Source organism: Bdellovibrio sp. HCB290, from assembly GCF_047305925.1.
Taxonomy (GTDB): Bacteria; Bdellovibrionota; Bdellovibrionia; order Bdellovibrionales; family Bdellovibrionaceae; genus Bdellovibrio.
Map to the genome: position 1 here is coordinate 3,578,919 of NZ_CP178620.1, position 26,503 is coordinate 3,605,421.

Genomic DNA, 26,503 nt, shown 5'->3' on the forward strand with positions numbered 1-26,503 from the left:
GTGGCCTTTTTTATTTTTGTCAGTTTAGAACCGAATAATGTCATTTTACACAATTTAATAGTTCAGTTTCCTGGGGCATTCTTTCTTCATAGAGTTCATAACTAAGGAGAACAATCATGAAACTGAATACTACCATCCTAACTATCCTTCTAGCTGTAACTGGCGCTCAAGCAAACGCCCAAGCAGTAAAAGCAAAAACAGAACAAGCTAAATTGTCAGAGGGCCGCACTATCGCTTACCGCTCAGTTGGCAAAGGCTACCCGATCATTCTGGCAAATCGCTTTCGCGGTAATTTAGACACTTGGGATCCGGCTTTCTTGGATGCACTGGCAAAAACAAATCGCGTGATCACTTATGACTATGTGGGAACTGGTTTGTCTAAAGGAACTCAGGCTGATTCCAATTTGAAAATGGCGACTGAAATCAAAGAGCTTGCTGAAGCTTTGAAAATCAAAAAGTTTGCTGTGGGCGGTTGGTCTTACGGCGGCATGATTGCACAGATGGCATTGACTGAGTTCCCTGACATCATCTCCCATGGAATCCTGATCGGCACACGCCTACCTGGCGCTGACGTAGCCCCTCCCCAAAAAGTATTCTTTGAACATGCTTTGAAACCTGTGAATGATTTTAACGATGAAACAGTGTTGTTCTTTAACCCGGCCTACCCGGCAAGTATGAAAGCTGCAAAAGAGTCCCACGACAGAATTGCCGCGCGCAAATCTGACAAAGACATCGCGATGACTGAAGCTCAGTGGAATACTCTGCTAAAAAATCGTGACTACGTCCTGGATACTCACGGCACATACAAAAAATTGCAGGAAACAAAAATTCCGGTACTTGGAATCCTTGGCGAAAATGATATTAGTTTTGCGGCAGAAGACTGGTTTAAAGCTAAAGGGAAATTCCCGACTGTAGATATGATCTACTTCGCGCAAACTGGTCATGGCCCTCAACATCAGTATCCAGAGTTGTCAGCGAAATATATTACTGAATTCCTTAAACGCTAATTCTTCCCAAGCGGGGCTTTTCAAAGTCCCGCTTATCTACTGATTACTGAAAACTTACTGCGATATTCCCCGGGTGTAAGCCCGATCACTTTATGAAAGACCTTGCGAAATGCGCTGGAGTCTTCGTATCCGACCTTCCAGGAAATCTCTTCGATATTCTTATTCGTGAATTCCAGCATCTCGCGCGCTTTTGCGACTCGCACTTGCTGACAGTATTCTGTCGGATTAAGACTGGTGGCCTTCTTAAAGCGACGGATGAATGTGCGTTCTTCCATTCCGGCCTTGTCAGCCATAAGCCTCAAAGTTGCCCCTTGCGCCCCTGTTCCTTGTAACCAGTGCTGCACTTTTACGATTTGCTCGTCACCGTGATGTAACTGCGGTGCAAAGTTTGAATAGAAACGCTGCTCCCGCCCTGGGGGATCTACCAACATGAAGCGCGCAGTTTGCACCATGACCGTTGAACCGAATAAGCGATCCACCAGTTTAAGCCCCAAATCAATCCACGCCATCAATCCGCCGGCAGTTAGAATGTCGCCATCATCAATCACCAGTTTTTCGATTTGCAAATCCACTTTAGGAAAACGATTCGTGAACTCATCCTTAAATAGCCAGTGTGTGGTGGCATTTCGTCCATTCAAAAGCCCCGTTTCACCCAGCACAAAAGCTCCAGAGCAAACCGAACAAACTGAAACTCCACTTTTGTGGTGCTTTAAAACCCACTCGGCAAAAGGGCTGGCAGCATCTGGGCTGATCAATCTGTTAAGGCTTGGTGGAATTAGAATGAATGACGGTTTGGACGGTCCCAAATCCGGGTGAGTATCCAGCACGCATTCCATTTCAGGCTTCTTGGCACCCTTCACCTTCCAATGAGAAATGCGGATGAATCTTTTCTCTTGCGGCAGATGCTCGGCTACAAATCTGTTTGCTATCTCAAAAAGATCCATCAAGCCATAAACGGCAGAGGGCTGATAGTCGTGGTAGAGGAGAATTGCGATTTCAGTCGGGCCTTGGGATTTGGTTTTCAGTGCTTTCTTTGCCATATGTCAATTATAGACCGAATTATGTCATTTCTGGCAATTCAAATATCCCTCGAAAAGGAGCATTCTATATTCATCAAAGACACTAAGACTTAAACACTAAGGAGATTATATGAATGCCTCACCGAATAAAAAAACAGTAGTTCTAGTCCATGGCGCCTGGATGACTCCGACTTCCTGGAATCCCTTCAAAGAATATTTCGAAGCCCATGGCTATAACGTGATCGTGCCGACTTGGCCGTACCTGGATCGCCCGATCGAAGAAATCCGTAAAAACCCAGGCGACGACTTTGGTAGCCTGTCGCTGCAAAAGATTGCTGATCACTACGAGGAAATCATCCGCGCCCTTCCCGAAGCTCCTCTTTTGATTGGTCACTCGATGGGTGGCTTGGTTACTCAGATTCTTTTGGACCGCGGAGTGGGTGCCGCCGGTGTGATTATTGATTCCGCACCCATTGGCGGGATCGTGGCGGACTTCAGATCATTGGCTTCAGCTTTGCCAATTATTTTACGACCAAGTGGCTGGAAAAAACCGTTTGTTCTGACTAAAGAAGCGTTCGACGAGAACTTTGCGAATACTGCACCAAAGGAACAACGGGATGCGGATTATGCCCGCGAGGTGATTCCTGCCCCAGGTCGCATCTTTTACGAGGCGGCGTTTTCAATCGGAACTTTTGTGGATGCAAAAAACCGCAAACAACCGCTGCTAGTGATTGCCGGTGAAAAAGATCGCACTACTGCTCCCGCTTTGGTTCGCTCGATCTTTAAAAAACAGTCGAAATCAAAAGCTCGCACTGATTATTTAAGTTTTGATGGAGTTTCCCATTACCTTGTCGCTGAGCCTGGCTGGCAGAAAGTGGCTGAAGCTAGTCTTAACTGGGCTGATCATTTAAATAGCTAATTTCTTATTGGATAGAGGGGCTCCCGAATGGAGCTCCTCTTTTTTAGGCCTTCAATCCTTTGATGATTTCAATACTTCGCTCAATTGCACTTACTTCAGCTGCATTACCGAGCCTCTGAAATTCTGCCAAGGCATGCAATCTAACTTCAATCTCTGCATCCAAAATTCTATCAATATCACTCTGACTCAATTCCCGACGGGGAATTTCACTTCTATCGGTTTCAGCAACTGAAGATAACGGCACCGCACTGGCATTATCCAATGTTCCCATCACTGCGCGCAGAGCACTGGTAGCCACCTGATCACGCTTAGTCATTGCTGCTTTTAACTGCACCGAAAGATTTGCTCTTAATTTGTCGACCGGCTGGCTCATACGGAATTCTCCAACAGAAACCTCAGATTATTGCCCGGCTAATTGAATTGCAACCATCCAGTTGACCGGTGAGCCTTTTGAAACGACCATTAAAGTATGTTGAATATTTATATTGATGCCGACGGCTGCCCAGTTAAAGACGAAACTTACAAAGTAGCGGAACGCTATCAGTTGAAAGTTTTTGTCGTGGCTAATAAGTATTTGAATGTCCCACAAAGTTCACGAATCGAAATGGTTGTCGCTTCAACTGATTTCGATGCCGCCGATGACTGGATTGTGGAGCATGCGCAAAAAGGCGATATCGTCATTACGGCAGATATCCTGCTTGCTGAACGTTGCGTAAAAAACCAAGTACGAGTTATTGGAACAAAAGGAATCGAGTTCACCGAAGACAGCATCGGCTCTGCTGTCGCTACCCGTGAACTTATGCAAAACCTACGACACATGGGCGAAGTCCGCGGCGGCCCTGCGCCGATGGATAAAAAAGACCGCTCGAAATTCCTGAGCACTCTGGATCAAGTAATTCAGCAACTGAAGCGCTCTTGATTATTGGACACCTTCTTCACTATCAGCTGGGGAAACCGCGTCTTTTTGATATAGATCCGTGTTAGTTACGCCATCAGGTGGACCATTTGGACAAATTCCACGAAGCGGTTTTTCACCAGGCGCACGCTTTTTACAGTTTTTCCCCGCAAAATCAGCGCCGGCCTTGTGCTGGGCAATTGTCCACTGAAAGTCGTCATCCCAAGTGCCAAGCTTTTGTGAAGCTTGACGATATCGTTCATCAGACCAACCCTTCGGTTTAGAGAGCTTATCGAAGAAGTTACTGTCTGGCTTCATCAGATTATTTGGTCCAAACATACGAACATCAGTACATGGCACCTTCCGACCGAAAGCAGTGCCACCACCCAGGTACCAGGACTTATAAAGTTCAAGAGCATCGGAATTTCTCGCGGCGCCGCCTATTTTTTCTTTGATATCGGATGCTGAAACCACCAGTTCACCAGAGGTGACCATCTCGGACGAGTATCCGATCGAGTACAACAAGTCGCACTCCGGAGGCACGGCCTGCCCAGCCAGACTGCGCGGGCACTTCACTTTCCCCGATTTGATTGTCGCTACTGTTTTCTGAGTAAGATCGACAATGTCTTTGGCCTTATACTTTTTTGATAGATCACTCCAAGATTGCTTAAAATCCTGATTCACAGATTCACACATTCGAACGCCACGATAAACACGTGCCGCCTGCTGTTGAACGAATGAGGCCTTCGTTGGGGAAAATCCATTTTGCACAAGTTGACATGCCATAAGGGCTGAGCCGTAGACATGATAGTACTTAGCGGGCGCAGATTTGGCACCGTCAGCAGTCTTCTGATCTGCCGCAATGGTATTCTTCAAATCCTGCGAGATGTCTGCACTTTTACCCAGCGATTGCGGAGCATAGTAACCGGACGTAATCGGTGGGCAGTGCAGTTCCTGCTTCAACGATGAACTATTCTGAAGTTTGTCCGCTGAAGCCTTCAATGCAACGGACTTTTTTCCAAGTTGAAAGATCTGTTCTTGATTGCGATCGTAATTTTTTGAAAGTTCCTTGATCTGCGCATCAAGCTTAGCTTTTTCCGCAAGAGTCCCCTGACGCTGCAATCTTAACGCATCCAGAGCCTTCTCAGATTCATCTGCATACTCCAAGTACCCTTGCGAACGATCATCATGCCCACACATTCCAATTAAAAAAATCGCAGAATTCGGATCATTCTTAGAGTGTTTTAAAGCCAGCTGCCAAAGCCATCCAGGTGACAATCCTTTAAATCGACCCTCGCCAGCGACTTCAGACAATTGCGCCCGAGAATCCGAACAGCCATACTTGCTGGATTCAGAACTTTGATTGCATTTCATGCCTTTAGATTGAGCTGAAAGAGATTTTTCAACGTCTTTATAGAATGCCAGGGCAGCATTGCGTACGCAGCTATTCTTGGCATCCGCGAACCTATTTTCGTAATAGGCCATCAAACCTTTATTTTCCATCGAGACATTGTCATTACCGTAAGACTCAATACCCAATGTGCCCAAATACTCTTTTAGACCATTTTTCGTTTCGCCATCTGGAAGCTTGTTCAATGCACCCTTGATCACATCATTCATCGATCCCATGAGCGACGAGTTAGTTTGATCCATTTCAGATGCTTCTGCTTGCCCCTCTTCGTACTCACCTTCACCTTCAGACTGGGCTAAGCTAAGATGAACTGAACATAAAATGGTAATAACAATAAACAGTTTCATGATGTCTTTTTCGGAAAATTAGCCCCCAAATTAAACAGGTCCTTTGTCGCATTGTTCACAGGTGTTAATACTCCGATGTATAGAACTATGAAAAAGATTGTCCTGATGTCTTTGATTATCCTCTCGACTGGTGGCGCATACGCGTTCGACAGAATCAGTTGTGACTCTGATCTGGACAAATGGACTGTTCATACATCTTTAAATTCGAAAAAAGCCCTTATCAACGCCAAAGAGCCAAATGCCTATTTGGATCGGCAAAGCTCACTGATGCTAGTTGTTCGAGATGAGAAGAAGGTAAACTTGGCAGTGGTGTCGCCATGGAACAAAATTCAGATGTTCAAAACCAAAAAATCCCAAAAAACCAATTACAAGTTCGATTTTAAAACAGACTCTGAAACCAATTTCACCCTTAGCATCACCGATCCCAAGACAGCAAAAGCACACTCACTATCCTGCAAGCTGACTTTTTAAAATATTACACCCAGCTTTATCATTTATACGGTGGCGCCTTCACCGCTTTTCGAACCATCGAAGCAATGATCGCTTCATCCAGATCGCTGGCACTTTCAATGCGAATATGTCGAACGTATTTCCCACTGCCTCTAAGCACCTTTTTAGGGTCCGCAAGTAATGCCCCCACAAAAAATCCAAACTGAAGATGATCTTTTTCCGTGTGAATGTAAATGATAGGCAGCTCACCCTTAAGCCAAACGCCGTTGCCCCACTTGCTGGATTCCTCCAACTGCGGAGCCACCTCTGCAACAAGCTTTCTCAATTTAGAAATTATGCGCTTATGCGCAGCAGATTGCGCCTGATTCCACTTAGCAAAAGTTTCGAATGTCTTCATTTAACGCTCCATCGTAGGTTCTTTTAAACGTTACCGATTACGCATAGGGATCAAAGTCATCCTTCATCTGATTTGTCCAATGGTCGCTATCGCAGTATCCTGGAGAATACACGACTTCGACTTTAATGCGATCCGGGTCCTCAAAGAACACCGCATAGTAATCAGACTCACCTGATGGTGCCTTTTCATAAAGACATTCAATCTGGTTTGGTAACAGAACATTCTGGTAGAGTTGATCCACGGATTCTTTTGAGGGCGCGTAAAATGCCAGGTGATTCAACCCGGTTCTTTTCCGGTGAAAGCCGTGTTCACGATACTTTTCTTCGGTAGGACAAAGAACAATCTTCATCGCGCCATCAGAGAATGTCGTATGACTTTTCTGACAAACCAAACGCTTCCAACCAAGCGGAATCAAAACTTTGTCATAAAAGCGGATACTCTTGGCATAATCAGATACGGACAACTCTACATGCGACAAGAACGTTGAGCGATAAGGCTTTGCTCCACTATGTACAACTTGATCCGCCTCAGAATTCTTCGAGAAGGTCATTGTTTCAACATTCTGACTTGTGCGATTAGCTACGAAGTGAGGTGCAGCAACTTTGGGATCGAATAAAACCAACGAACCCTCTTCAGCCAATAACTCAGTGCTACCCTCAACAACTGTTGCGGCACCCTTTACCACATAAACAGCCTCTTCAATATCACTGTGGTGATGAGGTCCCGATGACCGATGCCCTGGCGCAATGACGTCATGATGAATAAATAGCTGTTCGGAACTCAACTGCTGAGAAACCAACGCAGACAAGGAATACGTCTCGCCGGTCTTCTTGCTGGTTAGCTGCTCGTGCTTAAACTGCTCTTTCGATAGAACTTTCAAAATTCCCCCACTCACTCCTCAACACGGAAGAGTTACGAAAATCTTAATCCACCCCCTCACCGCTGTCAGCTGGGGAACCTGAATCTTTTCAAGTGGGCATAGTGGTTGCAACCCGTCTCCCATTACCTCATACGGATACTGGGAGCTTCGGCAATGAATTCCATGAAAAAACTGCTGGTCTTGTCTATTTCGTTTACACTTGTTGCCTGCGGGAAATCCGCGGTGGAACAGCTAGACACTGGGAACACGACTGAAATCGTCAATGGCAAACGAGTGACTGAGTCCACGGACTTAAGCGAAAGCACTGTCTCTATCCTGCTTGAAAGTGATGATGGTTATTCCAGCCAATGCACAGGGACTATCATTGGTAAGAACCTGGTGCTTACAGCTGCCCATTGCGTGTCTGAAGAGAAAATGTATCTTTCGCAGAACAAGTCCCACCAGAACGGCATCAAGAGCAAGAAGGGCCTATTGGGTGTGGTTACTAAAGCAGTTGAAAGCAATGAAGCTGATATCGCGATTTTGAAATTTGCGCCCTATGATTCTTCAGCTAGCTATAAAATTCGCGCTCTTCCGCCGCAGGATTTTGTAATTCCTAAAAATGCGAAGTTCGAATTTATTGGTTACGGAATTACCGGTCCTAATAAAGAAGATTCCGGGATCTTAAGAACTACTTCACTTCCCACTAACACCTTGTACCCGTCACTTTGGATTGAAGGCAACCAAATGGTCGAACCCGGCACCTTGATCATCAATCAGACCAAGACCGGCATTAACTTAGGTGATTCAGGTGGCCCCTTGTACGTAAGATCCAAATCCGGCGAAGTCACAATGGTCGGCAATATCAGCGCCATGAGAGACTGGTTAGATGAAGACGACGAGTTCATTATTTTGCTAAAGGCTACGGATCTAAGAACTTACTTGCCTTGGATCAAGAGGAACATCCAAGCTCTCCAGTAAGATTTTAAGTAAAAAATTGGACGCAAATCGCCGATTTCCAGCATTGGCAGATGTAAAATCGAATTTAACATTTGGTCATTTCGCTAATTGTTTTGACGTGCGAAGTAAGCCTTGAAATCATTTACCCATCTACGTTTGGGGGGATAAATGAAGATAGCGCTAATCACGGTCGCGACATTGCTTTGTGGGCAGGCTTTTGCTCAAGATGCATCTACATCAACTACTAAAATTGCCAATCCGGCGGCAACATCTTCAGCACCCGCTGCAGAAGCCAGCATTACTACTAAGGCTCCAGCAACAGAGTCACCATGGCATTTGACTTTGGGTTCTGAAAACTACAATTACGAAGGTGATAATCGCAAATCTGAATCAGGTCCGATCATCTCTTACAACTTTGTGGGCGCTCGCTATGCTCCTTCAAAACTTTGGGAGCTTGAACTACGTCAGCAATTCCAAATCACTTCCTCACGTAATGGTTTGGGCGGTCGTGATGCAATTCTTCACCGCAACTCCTCTACCGCAATGGCCGAGACAGTTCTGCGCGCAGCTTTGAAACCAACCGGCTGGTTGGGATCAAGTGCCGCACTATTGGATCTTAGATACTATGCCCCGACTGATCAGGTGGCTCAGGAAAACAAAGAGTTGGGCCGTCTGCGCTTTGATACTTACTTAGAGTGGACAATCACTCCGAAGTTCACGATGGCGGGATACGTATCCCCACGTGTACTGTTCAATAGCCAAAATAACCCAAACAAAGCGGTTGGTTCGGATGCTGAATACTACCAAGTGAAAGCTGCTCCATACTTCATCTACACGATGAATGACCACATCATGCCTTATTACGCTTACACAGTTTCTGAAAGATCCAGCCAGGCACAAAGAGGCAACTGGGAGCCGGATATGGCTAACATGGGTTCACACGAAGTGGGCTTGAATATGTACTATGGCGCTTTCTATATCAATCCAGCGCTGATCAGCGATACTAGCTTAGAGAACGGCAGCGGCTCGATCCTGAGCGGCGATTCCCGAGCGTTTTCGTATGATAATTTGAGTTACAATTTGAACGTTTACGCGGTTTTCTAGATTTAATAAATTCTCGATAAATGGATCCACCCAAAAGGGTGGTTTCCGTTTAAATCTTTCTCATTCTTTTTATCCATCCCAGCTTCATTCCAATCCTCGCCCTGGTATAAAACCACAAGTTTTTGACAAACGTGGACAAGCGACCAATTAGGCTTAAATCACTGGCCCTCGGCTTGCATTACCTCAATCGATCATTTTTAACAGCTTATGTGTGTTTATAGATAGAAAAGGGTGCCGTTCACCGGCTCGTGTCTAATCTTTCGACATACAATTTCGTATTCTTAGGGGAGAAAATGAAAAGCTACTTCATTATAAGCCTTGCTACCATTGCCACTCTTAGCGCCTGCACTGGCTCCAAACAACAGGGCCTTTTGAATGTAGATAAATCCCGCTCCGCGATTATCAATGGAGATGTCACAATAGACGATCAAGCCATTGCACACACCACTGTTTATATTCAAATGCCTAAAGGTATGTGCACTGGAAGTGTGCTAGCACAGGACCTTATCTTGACTGCCGGACACTGCGTAACCTCGTTTTCAAAAGAAATGGCAGCTCCTAAAGCATATAACCCCGAAGCGATTTCGGTTTTTGAATATCACAGCACTGAAGTCAAAGATGCCAAGGGAAACTCCGTGTCCAGGTGGTCCAAAAGCATCGCTTCGGAAGCTAGTGCAATCGTGATCCACCCATTTTATCTAGCGTATTCCGCTGACTCACGGATCAGTAATTTCGCAAAGGGATACGACGTGGCACTTATAAAACTAAAAAAACCACTTCCTGATTTTTATCGTCCGGTAATAATATCAAATGACTTGGATTCCTTGACGAAAAACCAAATTCAGGTAGCGGGTTTCGGTGCGCACGCTGAAGGGGCGAACAGCTACGATGGTAAACTTCGTAACGGGAATATTACTATTGATCTTGGGGTAAACTCCTTCAAATACACTTTAGATTCAAATACATTTACGCTTAGGGACGCCAATTTAAAATCATCCACTACGCTTCTTTTTAAAAAGGAATCACAAGACGCAGCTATTTGCCACGGGGACTCTGGAGGTCCTATTTATTTTGAAAAAGATGGCACGATCAATTTGATTGCTGTCAATGAGGGCGGCGAGATAAGTGGTAACTGCGCTGAGTCCGGAAACCAAGTTGCGGTTTCTCTTGCAGGTCCACCACTCAGATTCGTTGTTGATACTTTCAAGGCTCTAACAGGAAGCGATCTTGGTATTAATCTAGCCAGCATCGAAAAAGATCCGAACACTTTCGAGTTCCAGTTGGCATCAGCAACGGTAAATCCGAAAAATAAATATCTTAGTCTCGAAGGTCGAGCACTTATTAGAGGCAAGAACGGAGAAATGGGTATGGTCGATGCCGCTCTTATAGGTGAAAACTGCGAAAAAGCGAGGTCTATCGACCTAACTAAGATCGATTTTTATACTGTTTATGGTTCGCCAGAAAGTAAATTAGATGGCACTGACATCATGGCCACAATGGTTATCTCTAATGGTGCTTTTAGCAGCGTACAGGAGACGAGAATAAAGACGATTGGCAACATCGCGAAAGTGGTTGTGCACAACGCTGACGGATATGTCAGCGGTCTTCTCCCTGTCATCAATTGCGCGACACAATAGCTCGAGATTAGTTCCAGAAAATATTGAGAAAGCAGCACTCGCAATCGAATCCAGATCTATTTGCGCAAATAGATTCTGATCGATATAACGAATGGCCTTATAAACTCTAAACCCATGGTCACTCATGACGTCCCTCTGCTGAAACCAGATATAGCGGGTCTACGGCGGTAGTTTCTGATAATTCTTGCTAATTTTAGCCTTTTTTTAGGAAATCAAAGTCGCGATCCAGGACTGTTTTTCTGCCTTCAGCTCGCGCATTGTCTATCGCACGATCAGTAATCACGCGGACATAGTCTGAGAGAACATCCATGACCGATGCCGAAGTGTTGTAATCGGCCTTCGCCGTTACGTACTCTTTCAATCTAGAAGCGATAATTAATGTATCCCGGGGAATTGGCTTCGAGCCACCGTGAGTAGAAGGACCGGCAGATGTCGCGGTTGCGGGCTTTATCAAGGTTCGCGACGAAGTATCGCCAGCTGATTTCGGCGCCATTTTTTCAATCGCACCCGCCTGACGATGCCGAGCTCCCGGCAAATGCGCATCAAAACAAGAGACGCTGCAAAAGACGTATCCCGTGCGATCCCCATTACAGGTGGAAACACTACATACATAGTATCGCGCTGCCCACAGAATAGGTTTTTTACAAATGCTACATTTCTTCCATACGTTTGGGTCTGTAACTTCCATTTTATTCCCCTACTACATTACGGTGGAACGGAAATGATACTTAGATATTTGGTATTAGTACAGCTCCACCCAATGTTTACGGGACTACTTGATACCGATGGTGGGATCTTTCAGTTATTTCGAAAATTTCTGTTTGTAAAACTTGATCGCTTCCGCAATTACCTCGATTGCGGCGTGCTCATCATCAATCGAGCGAATTTCCACGGATTTTTTCTCAAGAACCTTATAGCTTTCAAAAAATTGGCGAATTTCCGCCATTTTATGGGGCGCCAGTTCTTTTAGTTTTTTAATGTGGTTGTATTCCGGGTCATCAACATGGACGGAAATGACTTTATCATCGCCTTTCCCTTGATCAATCATGCGAAGCACACCCACAGGGCGAACTCTCATAATAGACAACGGAACAACGGGCGCTTGGCCAATCACCAAGACATCTAAGGGATCACCATCATCACAGAATGTTTGGGGAAACAGCCCATAGTTGCATGGATAGTGAACTGAGCTATGCAGAATTCTATCAACTTTCAGTAAGCCGCTTTCTTTATCAATTTCGTACTTAATTTTTGATTGAGCTGGAATTTCGATAAGACAATTTAACTCATTTGCTTCATCAAGACCCAAATTCACGTCATGCCAAGGATTCACTTGAACCTCCCCTACTTGCATCTGCCAATGAATTGATTTTGATATAGTCTCTGCCCCAACACCAACGCATTGGTATTCACTTGTTAAAAAGACAATTAAAAGTAAATCGAATACCAGGTTTGCTGCTTTTCGTGGATCTCTTCAAAGCCGAAATTCTTATAGAACTCTATGGCTGGAGTCCTTACATCCTCCACTTTTAAGAAAAGTGTCGGGATATTGATTGCAGAGAGTTCGGCAGAAATTTTTGTCAGCAAACTTCTTGAGTGTCCCTGTCTCAGAAACTCTTTATGTGTAGCGATACGGTTAATCTCTGCCGATTGCGGATGGATATATATTTGCGCGACCGCAGCTACTTGATCGCCTACCATTTCAATTCTTAGAGAGCCTGAATCAATCCATTCTTGGGCCTCGCCGGAGGAAACAGGATGCAGATTGCTCATTGCTTCGGCTATATGCTCGGGTTTCGCCTTATGAGAAGATTCTTCCGCATTTTCTGGGCGCAAGCCAGCAGGAATCGCGAGCTCAAAATAGTGAAATGTTTGCGACTTAACGTTGGCCTCTAAATGCCTGAAGACATGAATTAAATCACCGTCGTTTGATGGAACATCGAACCTTACTCTATGGTTCGCGGGAAAAGAATTGCCAGCCAGGAATGCCTGCAGAAGCTCTTTAGCGATGGCCATTCTGTCTTGATTGGAAGCTTCGACATAAAGATCACCCTGACTCCAAGCTTCGCCTTGCTTGAAGCTTCTGATGAAACCTACTTTTCTTCCATTCTTTTCAGAGGCATAAAACCAGCCCTTAGGTGACTCTTCTTCGAAGTAACTGATCTCATCAGCCATACTTATCGGATAGCCGACAGACAGGCTAAGCAGCTGCTCCATTTCTGCAAGAGATCGCAAATCAATGTTCTTAATTTCAAAATGCTTCATAAGTCTCTGGTTCGAGAAAGTGCTAAGTTACTTCCAAGTCTCGTTAAGTTTATCCGAATAAAATCTAAGCGCTCCGTCGTAGGACTTAATTGATGCGTCAGAAGTGGTATCAATAAGTTGAATTAGCAGTTGGCTAACCGACTCTTCTGATTTTCCGAGATTATAAAGTGTCAACGCTCTGAAGACTCTTAACGAGCGGTGCTCTGGAAACTCTTTGATTCCTTGGTCGAACACGTTCAAAGATTTTTCGTATTCACCCAAACAGCGATAGGTACTTCCCAAGCCAAGGAACGCGCCATCACGGCCCTCAGTTAATCCGTTTGAAAGAGCCTTCTCGTAGTATGGAGCAGCGTCAGCTTCCTTACCCATAAAGTCGCAGGTCCAAGCTAACTGATAGTTTAAATCTGGATCATTTGGATGAAGCGGAAGCAGGCTTAATAAAAGGCTCATTGCTTCTTCGGGTTTATCACTTTTGCGAAGTTGAATGGCCTGTTCGATTTTTTGTTTCATAAATTTCCTGCTTACGAATTCCAGCTAAATTTCCAACTGTCGCTTTGTATTTCATGCTCAATAATTATGCAACTCTAGAAATACTTTGAACAGAAAGCGCGGCTATTCTGGCTAAACTTACGGGCACTCGATGTCGTTTAAGTTCACGTGGGGATGCTTGCTCCACGAAACACTCGTAAGACCTCGTTCTGGATTGTGTACATCTTCAAGAGCATTCACAAAGAATGATGGCCTCAAGTTCTTGTCGCCTTTCTTGGTGACGGACTCCGTTAGCTGACCGACATCTTCCGCATAAAAACTATAGTTATTTAAGTATTCAAGGCCATAGACATCATCAAAGGCGGGGTCGATAGTACCGACACAATCTCCATTCGAATTGCAGCCCGAATGATTGATATCGATATTTTGAAATGAGCTTCCGTTCTGACTTAATAAGGTGCAACCATCGCGGTTCACTAAATTGCCATCAGGTCCTTGTTGAAATTTTCCATCTCTCGTAAGAATGAGGCCTCTGCTTGGGCATCTTAATACAAAATATCCATTTCCAACCACAGCCAAGCTGGTCTCACCGGCTTTTGGTGAAGTATCGTCTATGTTTCCTTGCTCCCCACTCATCGTTGCAATTTCTGTTAGACTTGAACTTCGACAGTCTACTTCTTGTGATACTCTTCCATCATTTGAGAAATGAATAATTGAATACGTGCCCTTAGGGCATGAATCCGATTTTATCCACGCAACATTATCTACATCATTTCCAAAGAATGGCGTCATGCTATTTACGAAAACCTGTACATTACCCTGCATTGGAACATTCGTTCGAGCCAACTTTAACTTACAAAGCAGGTCTTTGTTTTCTGGATCCAGAGAGCTTCCTTGGGATTTTGCAGTGGGAATTTTGCTCGTACGAACGGTGGGAGCAGTTTTCGGTATCGGTTTAGATTCTGATATTCCATCGACAGATGAGGCTTTGGCCGTTGAGACATCAACTTCAATCTTCTTCTGAAAGAACAGACCGGCTATAGTAAGAGCCAGGATTGAGATTAGAAATTTGTTTCGATTCTTCATCAGCTGAAATCATATCAGTAAGCTTCTATGTGAATAACCTCAAAGGTCGTCGCCATAGACGTTGGTCGATTTCGTACAATTTAGATTTGCTTGAGAAGGTCCTCCGTCGCTAAAGATTCGGTGTGACATTCTTCGCGTGCTCTTAAGCTAAGGGCTAAGGATGGTAGAGGAGAGTCGCAAGTTATCGAAACTTCCCCCTCGTGATTGGAGGAAAGGAGGAAAATCAAGTTTCCTCCAACTTCAATTGCGGTGAGGTGCATACATCTCATCGGGATAAGGTAGCCTTTCACTCAATCTGCGTAAAAACCTCAAATAATAGAAAACCGCTTCTTTATATGCCCTCCAGTCATTAACACTTCGATCCTTAAAAGCATGAATAGCGTTTCTTTGGTGCTGTATCTTTCTAAGCCACTCATCATCACCGGGATCAGTGGACAAATGCTCGACAAAAAGCTCCCTAAGTTTGTCAAATTTCAGAGAGTCCGGATCTGTCAGCTTATTTGCCGCATACGCTTCTGGCTTACTATTTCTATAATCTCGTAAAAACACTACGAAGCCGAGCTTCATAGAGTTCTCAACCAATACTCCCAGTCTCAACCACGACTCGATTAACTTTGCATCGCTCTCTTCCTTTGGGTGCTCCCTTAAGACATCGGACAACCGATGAGACAGAGATACCTGCCAATCAAGTCGCGACTTTTCTAGCATGTCGGCGGCCTCTTGAGGAGCCCAACCCCTTGCGTTAGACCAGAACTTCGCCAGCTCCATATTCAAACGAATAATTCTTTTTACTACTTCGGGATGCATAGCTTCGTCGAAAGCATCAAACTTCATACCACTCTCTTAAAAAATTTAAATCTTGTTAACGTATGGATGGAGATTAAATGCCTCAACAATAGGCACCAGTCAAACTCTTAAGGTGATGCTTGCGCTTGACGTATATATTTATAAATATGTATACATATTTATATATGAAATTTCGAACTCCATCTGAAATCCAAGTTGAGAAAGAAAAGAAAGTAAATCTTTCTACGCGTGTTCGTCCGGATATCAGAAAAAAGCTGGAGGCAGCAGCCAAGAAGACACCGCAGAAAATTCCACTAGCAACTTTGGTCGAGCAGATACTAGAGGATTATGTACGATTCGCTGAAACGAAGGGTATTATTTAGTTATGGCAACTAAATCTCCAGAAGTTCCAATTAATCCGCTTGTTTTAGCGTGGGCAAGAAAAAGTCTGCGATTAAGTGTTGAGGAAGCTGCAGAACTAATTGGCATCAACGTCGACACCCTACAAGAGTGGGAAAATGGATTGAGTCGTCCGAGTTTTGCCCAACTAAAGAAAGTTGGTAACTCTTACAAGCGCTCAACTGCGGTATTTCTTTTACCTCGGCCCCCAGAAGAAGCTCCTGTACCTAAAGATTTCCGAGTGCTAGATGATAAAACTGAGGCACGCCTTAGTCCTTCCACTTTTATTGAAATTCGAAAGGCGCAGAAAAAGAGAGACTATGCTTTGGAGATGATCAAGCTTTCTGGCCAAGAACCTCCAACCTTTAAATGGAAACTCACCCTAGAAAACGATCCCGAAGAAGCAGGTAAAGCTTGGAGAAAGCGTTTTGGTGCAAAAGCTGCGTCAGGCCTTTGGAAATCAGAATATGATGCTTTAAATTTTTGGAAAAATAGTATTGAAGATCTCGGCGTATTGGTATTTCAGGCAAGCTTGCAATCAGTTGATGAATTGCGAGGATTGGCTGTTTATCATACGCAGATTCCGATTATAATGTTAAACACTAAGGACTCTCCGCGAGGAAGAATCTTTTCTCTACTCCATGAATTTTGTCACTTGCTACTTCAAAAAAGCGGGATTGGTAACATGGAGCCATCCTATGCAAAGAAAGACAACTTCAACATCATAGAGATCTACTGTAACGCATTTGCTGCCGCTTGCCTTCTTCCAATTGAAGAACTTGCTAGCGAACCCGGTTTTCTTTTCATAAAAAACAATAAAGCCGAAGACACCTTCCTAAAAAGCGTAGCAAAAAAATATCAAGTTAGCTGGGATGTCGTTTTACGACGACTCTTAACTGTAGGAAAAATTTCCCAATCTTTCTTCAATTCAAAGAGAACAGAGTTACGTGAGCTTTACGATAAGCAAAAAAAGAAAGAGAATGGGTTCGTAGATTATATTACAAAAATGGTCTCTCAGAATGGAGAACCATTTATCGGAATGGTGCTTGATAGTATTTCTAATGGACACATTTCCGTGTCAGAAGCATCTGACTTCCTCGGCATCAAAGCTAACCATTTTCCGAAGCTGCAGACTCAGATTCAAGCCAGAAAGCGACGTGCCTAAATGAGTACCATTTACTGTGTCGACGCTTCGAGTATTCTTTATATGCAGTGGACTTACCCTATCGACGTATTCGAGCAAATTTGGTTAAAGTTTGAAGAAGACGTTAATTCGGGGATTCTTATTACCTCTGAAGTCGTCGTTGAGGAACTTGGAAAAAAAGGCGACCACGCTTCTGAGTTCTCAAAAAAACTAGGCGGATTTGGGCATAAAATTGATGCTCAAACTTTAGTACATGCTGCGACAATCTTAACCAAGGTTCCTCATCTGATCGATGCTCAAAACTCGAATCCACAAGCGGATCCCTATCTGATTGGACTTTCGATGACAAAGAATGCCACAATCGTCACTCAAGAAAGATCGGCTCCAAATGCGAAGAAGGCAAAGATGCCTGATGTCTGCGCGCACTTCGGAGTTCCTTGCATTGATTTGCTAACGCTTGCCCGAGCTAGGAATTGGAAGTTCTAGCTTGTCTTGCGAGATCTAATAGATGCTCAAATCGTTTTCGATCATATGCACTACAAATGTGATGCTGGAGTGCAGAACTGATATCATTTGAGCGATTTACTATCTTCGCTAGAGTTTCTAGATTTTTCTTGCCAATATCACTCAGGTCTTCAAATTGCATATCAATTTGCTTAAGAGTCATGCCTCGAACCTGAGCGAACAGCTTCCCCAATAGGCCCATCATCATATCCGACACTTGAATAGCGGACTCGTCCTCTGACTTGAGAAATGAAAATCGAAGCTCTGGAAATGCAGGCAATACCGTATCGTTCTCAAGGAAAGTTTTTACTTCGACTTCCTCGTCGAAAAGGTGAATAGAGTTTTTAAATAAAACAATTCTATGTCGATAGTAGTGTCCGAACTTTTCTATCAACATTCCTGGAATCTCACCAGGTCCCTCATCTATAAAGGGAAGGGCATTAACATTAAGACCATCTTCAAGAAACTTCAAAAGCATAAACTTATTAAAATCTTCGATACTGAGGGAGCGCACTACCATTTGAAGAATTGCTTCAATGAATTCACTTCTTTCATTCGGCTGAATGCAAGGATACCTATACCGTTCAAAAACTTGTATTGTAGTTTCAAGGTTATCAAACAGGCACTCAACCAAGTCCGACTTAAGATGAAAAACGTGTGGAATAAATTTAGGAATTTCGCAGGCAATGGAGTCTACTATATCAACTACAGACCAATAGAATGGTTCAATGCGGGAAAAATGCAAAATCAAATCATTCTCATCAAACCAATCTAAGAAAGGCGCCATTTTCTTACTCTGGAGAAGATCCGCGAAAGCCCCCCCTCTGCAAATGTGCTTCAGCTTTATATCCTTAATGCCCTTATCCAGAGTCATTCTTTCTCGTAGATTCTGAACCGGCAATTCTACCTTGCCATTTGGGAACATCACGCCACCTAAAACGAAATCACCTAGACTCTGAACATTGAAACCGCCATCTCGAAGATATAATTTTCGAAAATTATTGGTTTCGTCGTATACAAAAATGAATTCTTCATCAACAAGCTTTAAACCATGCATCCCAATTTCGGCGGAACGCATATCAAGTACTTTTTGTCGCAGCTCCGGAAGATCCAAACGATCATCTTTCTTATTCATTATTTTTTACCCTTCAATCAAGGCCCCGATATGGCGTCTTTCCTAAAGCGGAAACACGCTTAAGGGATCTGTCTCACCTATTCCTTGTAGAGGTAAAGTTGCAATGCGGAATTTTTTCTTGAGATAAACTCCTTGAGACCATCTTATCGAACCCCAAAACGGATGGGGTAAATGTCCAATTTAATTATAGAAAACCCTTCGACATGCTATCAAAAATCGAGGAGGAAACAGAATGGTGGAGGCGGGGGGAATTGAACCCCCGTCCGCAAGTGATCCGCGATAAGGCGCTACATACTTAGTCAGTGTTTTAATTTGTTCGTAGGGCTTCCACAGACAAAATACCTACGACACACTCCCCCAGTAAATTTAAGCAAGTCTGCTGGAGAAAACCCAACTCGCCGAGGTCTCTAATTTGACAATCTACTCCAAAAGCGAAACCACCTTAAGGGAGATCGTGCGGCTAATTAAGCTGCAAGTGCGTAATCGTTGCCAATTACAAAATGGACGTTTTTATCGAGGTCCTCATCCGCCCCGGTATGCTCCTTATGTTTCAGCACCCACGTCGAAGCCAGTACGCCCCCAGTGAATACATAACTCGTTCATTGTAGCACAGATTTTCAATTCACCTAATTGAAGTAAATTTGAAGTCTATGGCCGGCGCAAAACGATCGGACATAGTGTGATTTTGATGAACGGAAAACAACATCCAATTCACCACGTCATTGCGAGGTTTTTGTGCAGGTTATGTTACACGACCTTAACAGTTCGCTAACGTGAGCATGACAATTCACCTGGTAAAAGGTCCAGATATCCACCATTTATAGGGGTCTTCCACAGACTTATCCACATTGTTGCTGAAAAATTGGTGATTTTTTTACGGGAAATTTAAGATTCTTAAATTTTCGTGAAAACGATTCGTGTTTTCTGACATGCTCGGTAACATAGCAAAACTGGTGAAAAAGGACAAAAAAAGGGAGCAAAATGCTCCCCGTTTTCGCTTCAAAATTTGTTCTAAAATTTAGCGGAAAAGTTCAGCTGCAGATGCCGCTGATGCCGCCAATGAACTTACATTTGAACGTTCTTTGTTCGCATCCTGGTTCGCGTTTGGAATCAAAGATGACTTCTTAGCTGGTGCTTCAGCTTGCGCTTGAACAGGCGCCGCTGGTGTTGCCGCCGGAGCCACCGGAGCTGCCTGAGCTTGCGTTGCCGCTGCCACTTCAGCTGCTTGAGCAAGTACCGCTTCCGCTTTCGCCACCGCCTCTGCCGATGGAGCTGCTGCTTCCATCACTGAGTCAGCAAGTTTCACATCAAGTGCACTTTGAATCACTGGTTGAGTCGAAGATGCATTTACAGAGTCAGTTACCGGGAACAATTGAATGTTCAGTTGGTAAACTCTTTCGCCCTTCGTTTTCATACGCGCGATGGAGTTGTCTTTGTTCAAACCCTTACGCATCTGACGAAGTTTGAATTTGATTTCTTCAAACTCTGTTTTCGTCAAAGACATCGTCAGTGTACCGAATTCGCGGTCTGTGGGTTGATCCTGATAAATAGATTCAAGACCCAAGTACATCAATTGAGATTGAAGCTTACGAACCAACGCGACTGGAATATCTTCCGGAGATTCAGTCAGGCTGCGGGCTTTCTTGATCTCGCCAGTTTTTTCGTCACGACGAAGTTCACCGGAAGCGATCAATGCCTGAAGGGAGTTTTCGATTTCGTCTTCAGAAGCTTTACCGCGCAAAAGATTTTTCAAAGATGCCGTATCAAACGTCACACCATCTTGATCAACCATCGCGTAAACGATCCAAGCCACCCAGTTCGGAACTTTTTCGAAAGACTTGCGATCGATTTCGCCAGACTTAAGTTTCACACCTACACGGTGCTCAGACATTTTCTTTAGGAAGACGTTGCGATCCGCTGGATCTGTCGCTTGCGTGAAGTTTACAAGCAGACGGAACTCTTCGGTTTGTTCTTTATTAAAGCCCAACGCTTTGCCGAATTTTCCGATCATGTCTTCAGAAAGGTTTCTTTTACCTTCGATGATCATTTTCAGATAATTTGGAGATTTGATATTCGCTGCTGCCGAGAAAACTGCGTAGTTATATTGGCGCAAAGAGCCCTTGGAGGCCTTACGTTTATACTGATAGAAATCCGCCAGATACTCGCGGTAACTCATGTAATCAGACAGTGCTGGTGAAACCAGCGAAGTGTTTGAAATTTCTTTGCCTTTGCCGAACTCAGGTTGATTGTGTTGCATTGAAATTGCTCCTTTGCGCCTAAATAGTTGAACGCAGTTGGAGGCCCAAAACAAGGGGATTCATTAGGTAAAGCAGCATGTTTTCGCGCGGCATAAAAAAAGGGCTTTCGTTTTCACGAAAACCCCTGATGTAAAACAAAAATTCTGGAAACAATTAGCGCGGACGCGGTGGAGGTGGGCGCGGAGGTCCCGGAGGATTTGGTGGATTGTTGCAATTCTCCAAAACCAGCACGACATTTCTGATGTCGAGGCTTCCGTATGTGTAGAACACCAAGTTCTGTGCGTTCTGACCGATCACGACGTTTTGTGGATTCAAAGTGTAAACCTGATTCCAAGGTCCGATTTGCATTCGTGGATATACGAAGACTCCGTTGATGGCCATATCCAGGAATGATGTGTTCACCAACGATGCTGCTTCAAAACGTACGGACACCAAACGAGCGCCGCGGTACTGACGCCAGTTGATGTACGGAGTTAGATCCAACATATCATTGCCCATCATGCGACGGGAAATTCCCAAGTTTACTTGATCACATCTGCAAGGGTTTTCTACTCCCCCACCGCCGCCACCGTTACCACGGCAGCTAATATTCAGTACGATTGTTGAGATATCAGACATGCCGCGCACTTCGACTTCCATCATGCGCACGCCTTGACCGATCACAGCTTGGAAACGCGGAATGAAATTCACAGGACCTTGTGGAGAGTTCACCCATTGATCCACTTGGCCGTTAATCAGCAACGCCATTTGCGTGCGGATATCAGAACCCATCACATTCACAACAACTGAATTCACCACGCAACCTTGATGGCGTTGGTCAATGCCAGCCAGAGCGAACAAATTCAAACGCTGATTGATTACACGACGTTGAACGTAGATAACTTTTTGTTCTGCTCCGTATCCACCGTTTCCAGGTTGTCCTGGGTACGGCTGCCCTGGATAAGGCTGCTGTGGCGGCGGAGGAGGAATCGGAGTCGTCGCAGGTGGACGCCCTGGATTCGGTCTTGGGTTTGGTTTCGGATTTGGTTTTGGCTGAGGGCGCGGTTGCGGCTGTGGCTGCGGATATTCCGGCTCACCTGGAACTGGAAGATCGTCGTCAGGAAGTGGAAGTGGTTTGTCGTATCCACCGTTTCTTGGTCCCTGGTTATGTCTTGATTGCGCTTCGCTGACTTGTGGTCCAAAAACCATCGCCATAGAAATCGCCAAGATAAGAATCTGATTTAGAGCCATTTCGTCCCCCTATTGCATAATTAGAATCTGCGCAGAGGACATAAAGCAAGCGTTATACCAAACAAATGAGTGTCACAAAGTAACCAGGAAGCATGACAGCATAAAAAAAGGGCTGCAGCTTGGAGTCTGCAGCCCTTGGGCAAACAAAGGAAATCCTTTATTTGTATTTTGGGTCTATTCAACTGATGGCAAGTCTTCACCGATGCCATCATCGTAACCGCCATCAAAACCACCGTCGTCAGTTTGACCTTGGTAGTCGTTAAGATCGATTACAGGTTTGATGCGTCTCATGAACGTGATCGCGAAAGCATCTTGTTTGAAAGTCGCAAGTTTTCTCATTTTAAATACGATACGCAATTGGCCCAAACCATTGTTAGCTGTCAAACGCGCTTCGCCAATCATGTTTTGATAGTCCAATTTACCATTGCTGGAAAGACCGTCTTCATCACCATTCGGATCCGCTTTCAAAGGTTTCAACACGATGTTCGTGGAGTTACCAGATTTTGGGGAAACCAATGGACCAGAGTACGCCAAAAGTTGTTTGGAGTACGTCGTGATCGTAACTGTGAAACCGGAGCGACCGTTAACAACTTCCCAAGTATTCATGAATGCAGTTTTCACGCTGTTTTCAGAACGGTTGTATTTCTTAGAGTTTCTAGCCAGGTCACGCATTACGTCGTACTCTGGGTGACCGTTTTTAGACGCTGGCATTTTGAAATGAAGGTCAGCAATGGACTGACGGAAAACGATATCGAACTGACTTGCAGAGCCAGAGTATCCCAAGTCAACTTTTACCAAAGTTGACTCACAACCACCGTCAAGATCCAGGCACTGAAGCGTACCACGAGAAGGCAATGAACCTGTCGTTTTAGTTCCGTTACCTGAACGAGCAGATTGCAATCTGATAACTTCGTTGTTGCCGTCAAAAGAAGAATTACCAACCAAGTTATAAACTTTCGGGAAACCATTTTCCTGAACACGCAAAGTCACAACAGATTGATCAGAAACACTGTCAAACTTCAATTTAGCTTCTGTTACAGAAGCAGAGTTACCAACGTAATCACGTTTCAAACCGCGGATTACATCCAAAGTGTTGTCTGTTGAAGAAGAAGTATAAAGCAAACCATCGTTAGCAACAGCACCCGTCACACGTTTACCGTATTGATCGCTGTCGATATTTGCAGGTTGAGCCTGTTCATAAGTTGGCCCAAGAATCACACCATCAGAGTTCATTGTACCCTGTTGGGTCGGTGCGTTTGGATTAACATTTGTGCCTGCACCTTCCAATTGCGGAAGATCAGATTCATCAACTGTCGTTTGTGTTTGCGGAGCCGGTGCGCCACCAACACTTGCATTTTTATCTTTGCTGCAGGCAGCAAGACCTAGTGTTGCGACCAAAGCCGCAGTAATCAGAGAATGTTTTTGCAACATTGAAAACCTCCAAGTTTTTTCAGTCACGAGTTTTGATAGGACCTGCAATAGCAAGGCTCAGGCCAAGTTTTGTCACCTCTGAACGTGCTTGTATTGCAATACACACCTATCCTATGATCGGTTTAAGAAGGAATTACATGGCTGCTTACAATTTGAACGCCCTAATGAATGATTCGAGGAAATTTCGACACCACTTGCTTCTGGTAGTGGTTTTAGCCCTGATTTTGGCAGGCACCGTGGCGGTCCTTTTTGATCAGTCTGTGGCTATGTATTTTAATACACCAGAGGCCCATGCCTTTATCAGACCCCTTGCCCGCGAGGTCACAAACATCGGTCTTTCCGAGCATTATTTCACAATCTGCATTCTGACCTGGGTCTTTTGCGCCTACGTCGCTCCCCGCTTTGAAAAGCTAAAAAAATATGCTGCTTCGGTCGACTATTTCCGTCGCTGGGGTTTGAACTTCCTGGTGGCTTTACTACTTTCCGGAGCCATGACCCATATCGTGAAATTCCTGGTGGGGCGCCAACGCCCTCATAAAAGCCCGATCTTTGATCCTTGGGTCTTTGACCATGGAACCACTCACTGGCACTGGCATTCATTTTCTTCAGGGCATTCTCAGGTGATGTTTACGACGGCTACCATGTTTGTAATCGCATTTCCTAAGTACAAATGGCTTTGGATTGCCATTGCCGTCATGGCATGTGCAACACGTGTGATTATTCAGGATCACTTTATCAGCGACACGATCGTCGGTGCCTGCGTGGGTTACGTGGGAACTTTGCTTGCGCTAAAGTGGATGAGAAAAAGCAAGAACGCCCTGGTTTAAGAGCGTTCTGATAAAAATTCTGTCAGATGTTGTGAGGACTTCAAGGTCTTCACAATGCGGGAATATTCCGGAATAAAGCTTTCTACCACTGACCAGAACTTCGTTGAGTGATCCATGTGCTTCAGATGCGCAAGCTCATGCACGATCACGTAATCAATGATCTCTTCACTAAATACCACCAGACGCCAGTTTAGATTAATCACTTTACGTGAAGAACAGCTCCCCCAGCGGGTTCTTTGTTCACGGAATTTTAATTCCGACGGATAAAGCTTCATCATCTCTGCCCAGTATTGAACTTTCTGGGACAAGAGCTTCACCGCTTCACGCTTATAGAAGTGTCTGATCTCGGCAATGGCTTTGGGATGATGCTCAAGTGAGGTATTCGCCTCCCACTGTACTTTTGGAATATGCAGGAACAGCTGGTCCTCATTTACCGATACGAAAGCTTTCTTAGCCAGGGTGATCACGACCTTAAGCTCACGATCGACTCCTAAGAACGGAAACTTCTCGCCCGCTTGAATGGTTTTCTTGGGATAAAGATCAGCAATTGCTTCGAACTTGATAAAGTTCTTTTCAATCCATTCACGCTTTGAGGACAAGAAATTCAGCACGGTTTGCTGGGATGTGATTTTGTTAGTCACCACTTTGATCGGACGATTGGGATAAAGGTAAATCGACAGAGACCTGCGAAAAGGCTTACGGTGCAGCTCCACCGCCCAATTTGCAAAATCAAATAACTCAACCGATCCACTCATAGCAAAGAAGAATGACTTAACACCCGAAAAGTGGCAATCTAAATCCATGGACAAGAATTCTTCGTTTTATAATTTGGATCCCGATAAAGTGCTGCAAGCTGCGGATAATGCGGGGTTTTATCCAACTGGAGAATTCACTCAGCTTAATTCCTATGAGAATCGCGTTTTTGACATCAAGCTGGAAGAACCGGTCGAGCCGAACTCACAAAGCAAGAACGTGATCGCCAAGTTCTATCGCCCCAATCGCTGGAGCAAAGAAGCTATTGCAGAAGAACACGAATTTTTGATTTCCCTGCGCAACGAAGGTATTCCCGCGGTGGCGCCACTTTTTCTGGGACACGACTCTACTATTTCAGAAGTCGATGGAATGTATGTTTCATTTTTCCCAAAAGTTTTAGGAAGAATGCCGCAAGAGTTTTTAGGCGATGATTACCGCAAGGTGGGTCGCTTGATGGCGCAAGTCCACAACATCGGCGCAAGGAAAAAAGCACCTCACCGCCCGACTTTGGATACAAGTTACTATGGCGGTTGGGAAACTTTGGACAATCTTCAGGATTGGATCACGCCGGAACTGCGCTCGCGCTATAATGTGGCGGCCGAAGATATCTTGTATGCTATTGACGATAATTTTGATCCGTCTGAATTCATTCGCATTCACGGTGACTGTCATAAAGGAAATTTACTGAACAACGGAACGCAGTTTTTCCTGGTCGACTTTGATGATTTCGTGAATGGCCCAGTGGTGCAGGATTTCTGGATGTTACTGTCTGGTGACCAGGATACTTTTGGTGAAGAAAAAGATTTGATTATTTCCGGTTACGAAGAGCTGCGCGAATTTCCAGATCATCAGTGGTCATGGATTCCAATGCTGCGCGGACTGCGAATTATTTCTTATGCGGGATGGATTGCAAAACGTTGGGAAGATCCTAGTTTCCCAAGATTGTTTCCCGAATTCAATACATACCGCTACTGGGCAGAGGAAGTTGAAGCACTCGAAAAGATCGCGTGGTCGATAAATCCTGCTTGAGTTCCATCTTGGAACCATTTGCCACTTTGCATTTCACGAAGATTTTATAAATTTCAGTTTACTTTTATTTCTCACATCTGAGATACTAGGTTCACTCTATTGAAAGGAGGCCATCAATGAAATTGATGTTGATTGATTCAAAAATTACTAAATCCCATTCGG

Annotated in this window: 28 protein-coding genes and 1 other RNA gene; 12 read left to right on the forward strand and 17 right to left on the reverse strand. The window is 44.5% G+C overall.

The features are described from left to right. Positions 1-116: 116 nt before the first annotated feature. Positions 117-1,007 (forward strand): alpha/beta fold hydrolase, encoded by an 891-nt coding sequence (locus tag ACLVWU_RS17470; RefSeq protein ID WP_413576175.1) that lies wholly within the window; start codon positions 117-119, stop codon positions 1,005-1,007. A 32-nt stretch (positions 1,008-1,039) separates the two neighbouring features. Here ACLVWU_RS17470 and ACLVWU_RS17475 read toward each other — a convergent pair whose 3' ends face one another. Continuing rightward, on the reverse strand, positions 1,040-2,047 hold the full coding sequence (locus tag ACLVWU_RS17475) for a GlxA family transcriptional regulator (protein ID WP_413576176.1): 1,008 nt from the start codon (positions 2,045-2,047) through the stop codon (positions 1,040-1,042). Between the two features lie 109 nt (positions 2,048-2,156). On the opposite strand from ACLVWU_RS17475, the gene ACLVWU_RS17480 reads away from it, so the two are divergent. Beyond that, positions 2,157-2,945 (forward strand): alpha/beta hydrolase, encoded by a 789-nt coding sequence (locus ACLVWU_RS17480; protein WP_413576177.1) that lies wholly within the window; start codon positions 2,157-2,159, stop codon positions 2,943-2,945. Between the two features lie 43 nt (positions 2,946-2,988). Here ACLVWU_RS17480 and ACLVWU_RS17485 read toward each other — a convergent pair whose 3' ends face one another. After that, positions 2,989-3,318: a hypothetical protein gene (locus tag ACLVWU_RS17485; protein ID WP_413576178.1), complete on the reverse strand. Its 330-nt coding sequence runs from the start codon at positions 3,316-3,318 to the stop codon at positions 2,989-2,991. A gap of 96 nt (positions 3,319-3,414) precedes the next feature. Here ACLVWU_RS17485 and ACLVWU_RS17490 point away from each other — a divergent pair, with 96 nt between their 5' ends. Then, on the forward strand, positions 3,415-3,864 hold the full coding sequence (locus ACLVWU_RS17490; RefSeq protein ID WP_413576179.1) for a YaiI/YqxD family protein: 450 nt from the start codon (positions 3,415-3,417) through the stop codon (positions 3,862-3,864). On the opposite strand, the gene ACLVWU_RS17495 is transcribed toward ACLVWU_RS17490, so the two are convergent. Beyond that, positions 3,865-5,598: a hypothetical protein gene (locus ACLVWU_RS17495; protein WP_413576180.1), complete on the reverse strand. Its 1,734-nt coding sequence runs from the start codon at positions 5,596-5,598 to the stop codon at positions 3,865-3,867. An 87-nt stretch (positions 5,599-5,685) separates the two neighbouring features. On the opposite strand from ACLVWU_RS17495, the gene ACLVWU_RS17500 reads away from it, so the two are divergent. After that, a complete protein-coding gene (locus ACLVWU_RS17500) occupies positions 5,686-6,069 on the forward strand; it encodes a hypothetical protein (RefSeq protein WP_413576181.1) in 384 nt (127 codons plus the stop codon). A gap of 19 nt (positions 6,070-6,088) precedes the next feature. Here the strand turns inward: ACLVWU_RS17500 and ACLVWU_RS17505 are convergent, their stop codons facing one another. Together ACLVWU_RS17505 and ACLVWU_RS17510 are read right to left on the reverse strand one after the other, a co-directional pair. Beyond that, positions 6,089-6,445 (reverse strand): DUF1801 domain-containing protein, encoded by a 357-nt coding sequence (locus ACLVWU_RS17505; RefSeq protein ID WP_413576182.1) that lies wholly within the window; start codon positions 6,443-6,445, stop codon positions 6,089-6,091. Between the two features lie 37 nt (positions 6,446-6,482). Then, on the reverse strand, positions 6,483-7,325 hold the full coding sequence (locus ACLVWU_RS17510; RefSeq protein ID WP_413576183.1) for a cupin domain-containing protein: 843 nt from the start codon (positions 7,323-7,325) through the stop codon (positions 6,483-6,485). Positions 7,326-7,478: 153 nt separating this feature from the next. On the opposite strand from ACLVWU_RS17510, the gene ACLVWU_RS17515 reads away from it, so the two are divergent. The 3 genes from ACLVWU_RS17515 to ACLVWU_RS17525 all read left to right on the forward strand — a co-directional run bounded on the left by ACLVWU_RS17515 (position 7,479) and on the right by ACLVWU_RS17525 (position 11,005). Then, positions 7,479-8,285, forward strand: a complete 807-nt coding sequence (locus ACLVWU_RS17515) for a S1 family peptidase (RefSeq protein ID WP_413576184.1) — start codon at positions 7,479-7,481, stop codon at positions 8,283-8,285. Between the two features lie 147 nt (positions 8,286-8,432). After that, positions 8,433-9,368 carry a hypothetical protein gene (locus ACLVWU_RS17520; RefSeq protein ID WP_413576185.1) on the forward strand — a complete coding sequence of 312 codons (936 nt, stop codon included), beginning with the start codon at positions 8,433-8,435 and terminating at the stop codon, positions 9,366-9,368. Positions 9,369-9,661: 293 nt separating this feature from the next. Further along, complete coding sequence (locus ACLVWU_RS17525; RefSeq protein WP_413576186.1) at positions 9,662-11,005, forward strand: S1 family peptidase; 1,344 nt, start codon at positions 9,662-9,664, stop codon at positions 11,003-11,005. 193 nt (positions 11,006-11,198) lie between these two features. Here the strand turns inward: ACLVWU_RS17525 and ACLVWU_RS17530 are convergent, their stop codons facing one another. The 6 genes from ACLVWU_RS17530 to ACLVWU_RS17555 form a co-directional block, all read right to left on the reverse strand. Then, the gene (locus ACLVWU_RS17530; RefSeq protein WP_413576187.1) at positions 11,199-11,693 is read right to left on the reverse strand and encodes a hypothetical protein; all 495 of its coding nucleotides are present in this window, start codon (positions 11,691-11,693) and stop codon (positions 11,199-11,201) included. 114 nt (positions 11,694-11,807) lie between these two features. Beyond that, positions 11,808-12,338, reverse strand: coding sequence for an inorganic diphosphatase (locus ACLVWU_RS17535; RefSeq protein ID WP_413576188.1), 531 nt, complete (start codon positions 12,336-12,338; stop codon positions 11,808-11,810). Positions 12,339-12,433: 95 nt separating this feature from the next. After that, positions 12,434-13,270, reverse strand: a complete 837-nt coding sequence (locus tag ACLVWU_RS17540) for a GNAT family N-acetyltransferase (RefSeq protein WP_413576189.1) — start codon at positions 13,268-13,270, stop codon at positions 12,434-12,436. A 27-nt stretch (positions 13,271-13,297) separates the two neighbouring features. Further along, complete coding sequence (locus ACLVWU_RS17545; protein ID WP_413576190.1) at positions 13,298-13,780, reverse strand: tetratricopeptide repeat protein; 483 nt, start codon at positions 13,778-13,780, stop codon at positions 13,298-13,300. 117 nt (positions 13,781-13,897) lie between these two features. Next, the gene (locus ACLVWU_RS17550) at positions 13,898-14,845 is read right to left on the reverse strand and encodes a hypothetical protein (RefSeq protein ID WP_413576191.1); all 948 of its coding nucleotides are present in this window, start codon (positions 14,843-14,845) and stop codon (positions 13,898-13,900) included. Between the two features lie 240 nt (positions 14,846-15,085). Further along, the gene (locus ACLVWU_RS17555) at positions 15,086-15,679 is read right to left on the reverse strand and encodes a hypothetical protein (protein ID WP_413576192.1); all 594 of its coding nucleotides are present in this window, start codon (positions 15,677-15,679) and stop codon (positions 15,086-15,088) included. A 137-nt stretch (positions 15,680-15,816) separates the two neighbouring features. Between ACLVWU_RS17555 and ACLVWU_RS17560 the strand changes: the two genes are divergently transcribed. Genes ACLVWU_RS17560 through ACLVWU_RS17570 form a run of 3 tightly spaced genes read left to right on the forward strand, consistent with a single transcriptional unit; the run spans position 15,817 to position 17,660 of the window. Then, a complete protein-coding gene (locus tag ACLVWU_RS17560) occupies positions 15,817-16,014 on the forward strand; it encodes a hypothetical protein (protein ID WP_413576193.1) in 198 nt (65 codons plus the stop codon). Between the two features lie 2 nt (positions 16,015-16,016). Continuing rightward, positions 16,017-17,195, forward strand: a complete 1,179-nt coding sequence (locus tag ACLVWU_RS17565; protein ID WP_413576194.1) for an ImmA/IrrE family metallo-endopeptidase — start codon at positions 16,017-16,019, stop codon at positions 17,193-17,195. Next, positions 17,196-17,660, forward strand: a complete 465-nt coding sequence (locus tag ACLVWU_RS17570) for a DUF4411 family protein (protein WP_413576195.1) — start codon at positions 17,196-17,198, stop codon at positions 17,658-17,660. It abuts the gene before it with no gap. Here the strand turns inward: ACLVWU_RS17570 and ACLVWU_RS17575 are convergent. The 5 genes from ACLVWU_RS17575 to ACLVWU_RS17595 form a co-directional block, all read right to left on the reverse strand. Next, positions 17,641-18,813: a hypothetical protein gene (locus ACLVWU_RS17575; protein ID WP_413576196.1), complete on the reverse strand. Its 1,173-nt coding sequence runs from the start codon at positions 18,811-18,813 to the stop codon at positions 17,641-17,643. The two genes, ACLVWU_RS17570 and ACLVWU_RS17575, sit on opposite strands and share 20 nt — an antisense overlap. A 233-nt stretch (positions 18,814-19,046) precedes the next feature. Then, positions 19,047-19,394: a transfer-messenger RNA gene (gene ssrA / locus ACLVWU_RS17580) on the reverse strand. Between the two features lie 437 nt (positions 19,395-19,831). Then, positions 19,832-21,070: a TIGR02147 family protein gene (locus ACLVWU_RS17585; RefSeq protein ID WP_413576197.1), complete on the reverse strand. Its 1,239-nt coding sequence runs from the start codon at positions 21,068-21,070 to the stop codon at positions 19,832-19,834. Between the two features lie 154 nt (positions 21,071-21,224). After that, positions 21,225-22,301 carry a hypothetical protein gene (locus tag ACLVWU_RS17590; RefSeq protein WP_413576198.1) on the reverse strand — a complete coding sequence of 359 codons (1,077 nt, stop codon included), beginning with the start codon at positions 22,299-22,301 and terminating at the stop codon, positions 21,225-21,227. A 174-nt stretch (positions 22,302-22,475) separates the two neighbouring features. Further along, positions 22,476-23,732 (reverse strand): hypothetical protein, encoded by a 1,257-nt coding sequence (locus tag ACLVWU_RS17595; protein ID WP_413576199.1) that lies wholly within the window; start codon positions 23,730-23,732, stop codon positions 22,476-22,478. A 137-nt stretch (positions 23,733-23,869) separates the two neighbouring features. Between ACLVWU_RS17595 and ACLVWU_RS17600 the strand changes: the two genes are divergently transcribed. Further along, positions 23,870-24,559 (forward strand): phosphatase PAP2 family protein, encoded by a 690-nt coding sequence (locus tag ACLVWU_RS17600; RefSeq protein ID WP_413576200.1) that lies wholly within the window; start codon positions 23,870-23,872, stop codon positions 24,557-24,559. Here the strand turns inward: ACLVWU_RS17600 and ACLVWU_RS17605 are convergent. Further along, a complete protein-coding gene (locus tag ACLVWU_RS17605) occupies positions 24,556-25,362 on the reverse strand; it encodes a M48 family metallopeptidase (RefSeq protein WP_413576201.1) in 807 nt (268 codons plus the stop codon). The genes ACLVWU_RS17600 and ACLVWU_RS17605 overlap by 4 nt on opposite strands. Here ACLVWU_RS17605 and ACLVWU_RS17610 point away from each other — a divergent pair. Further along, positions 25,361-26,341: a serine/threonine protein kinase gene (locus tag ACLVWU_RS17610; RefSeq protein ID WP_413576202.1), complete on the forward strand. Its 981-nt coding sequence runs from the start codon at positions 25,361-25,363 to the stop codon at positions 26,339-26,341. The genes ACLVWU_RS17605 and ACLVWU_RS17610 overlap by 2 nt on opposite strands. Positions 26,342-26,503 lie beyond the last annotated feature (162 nt).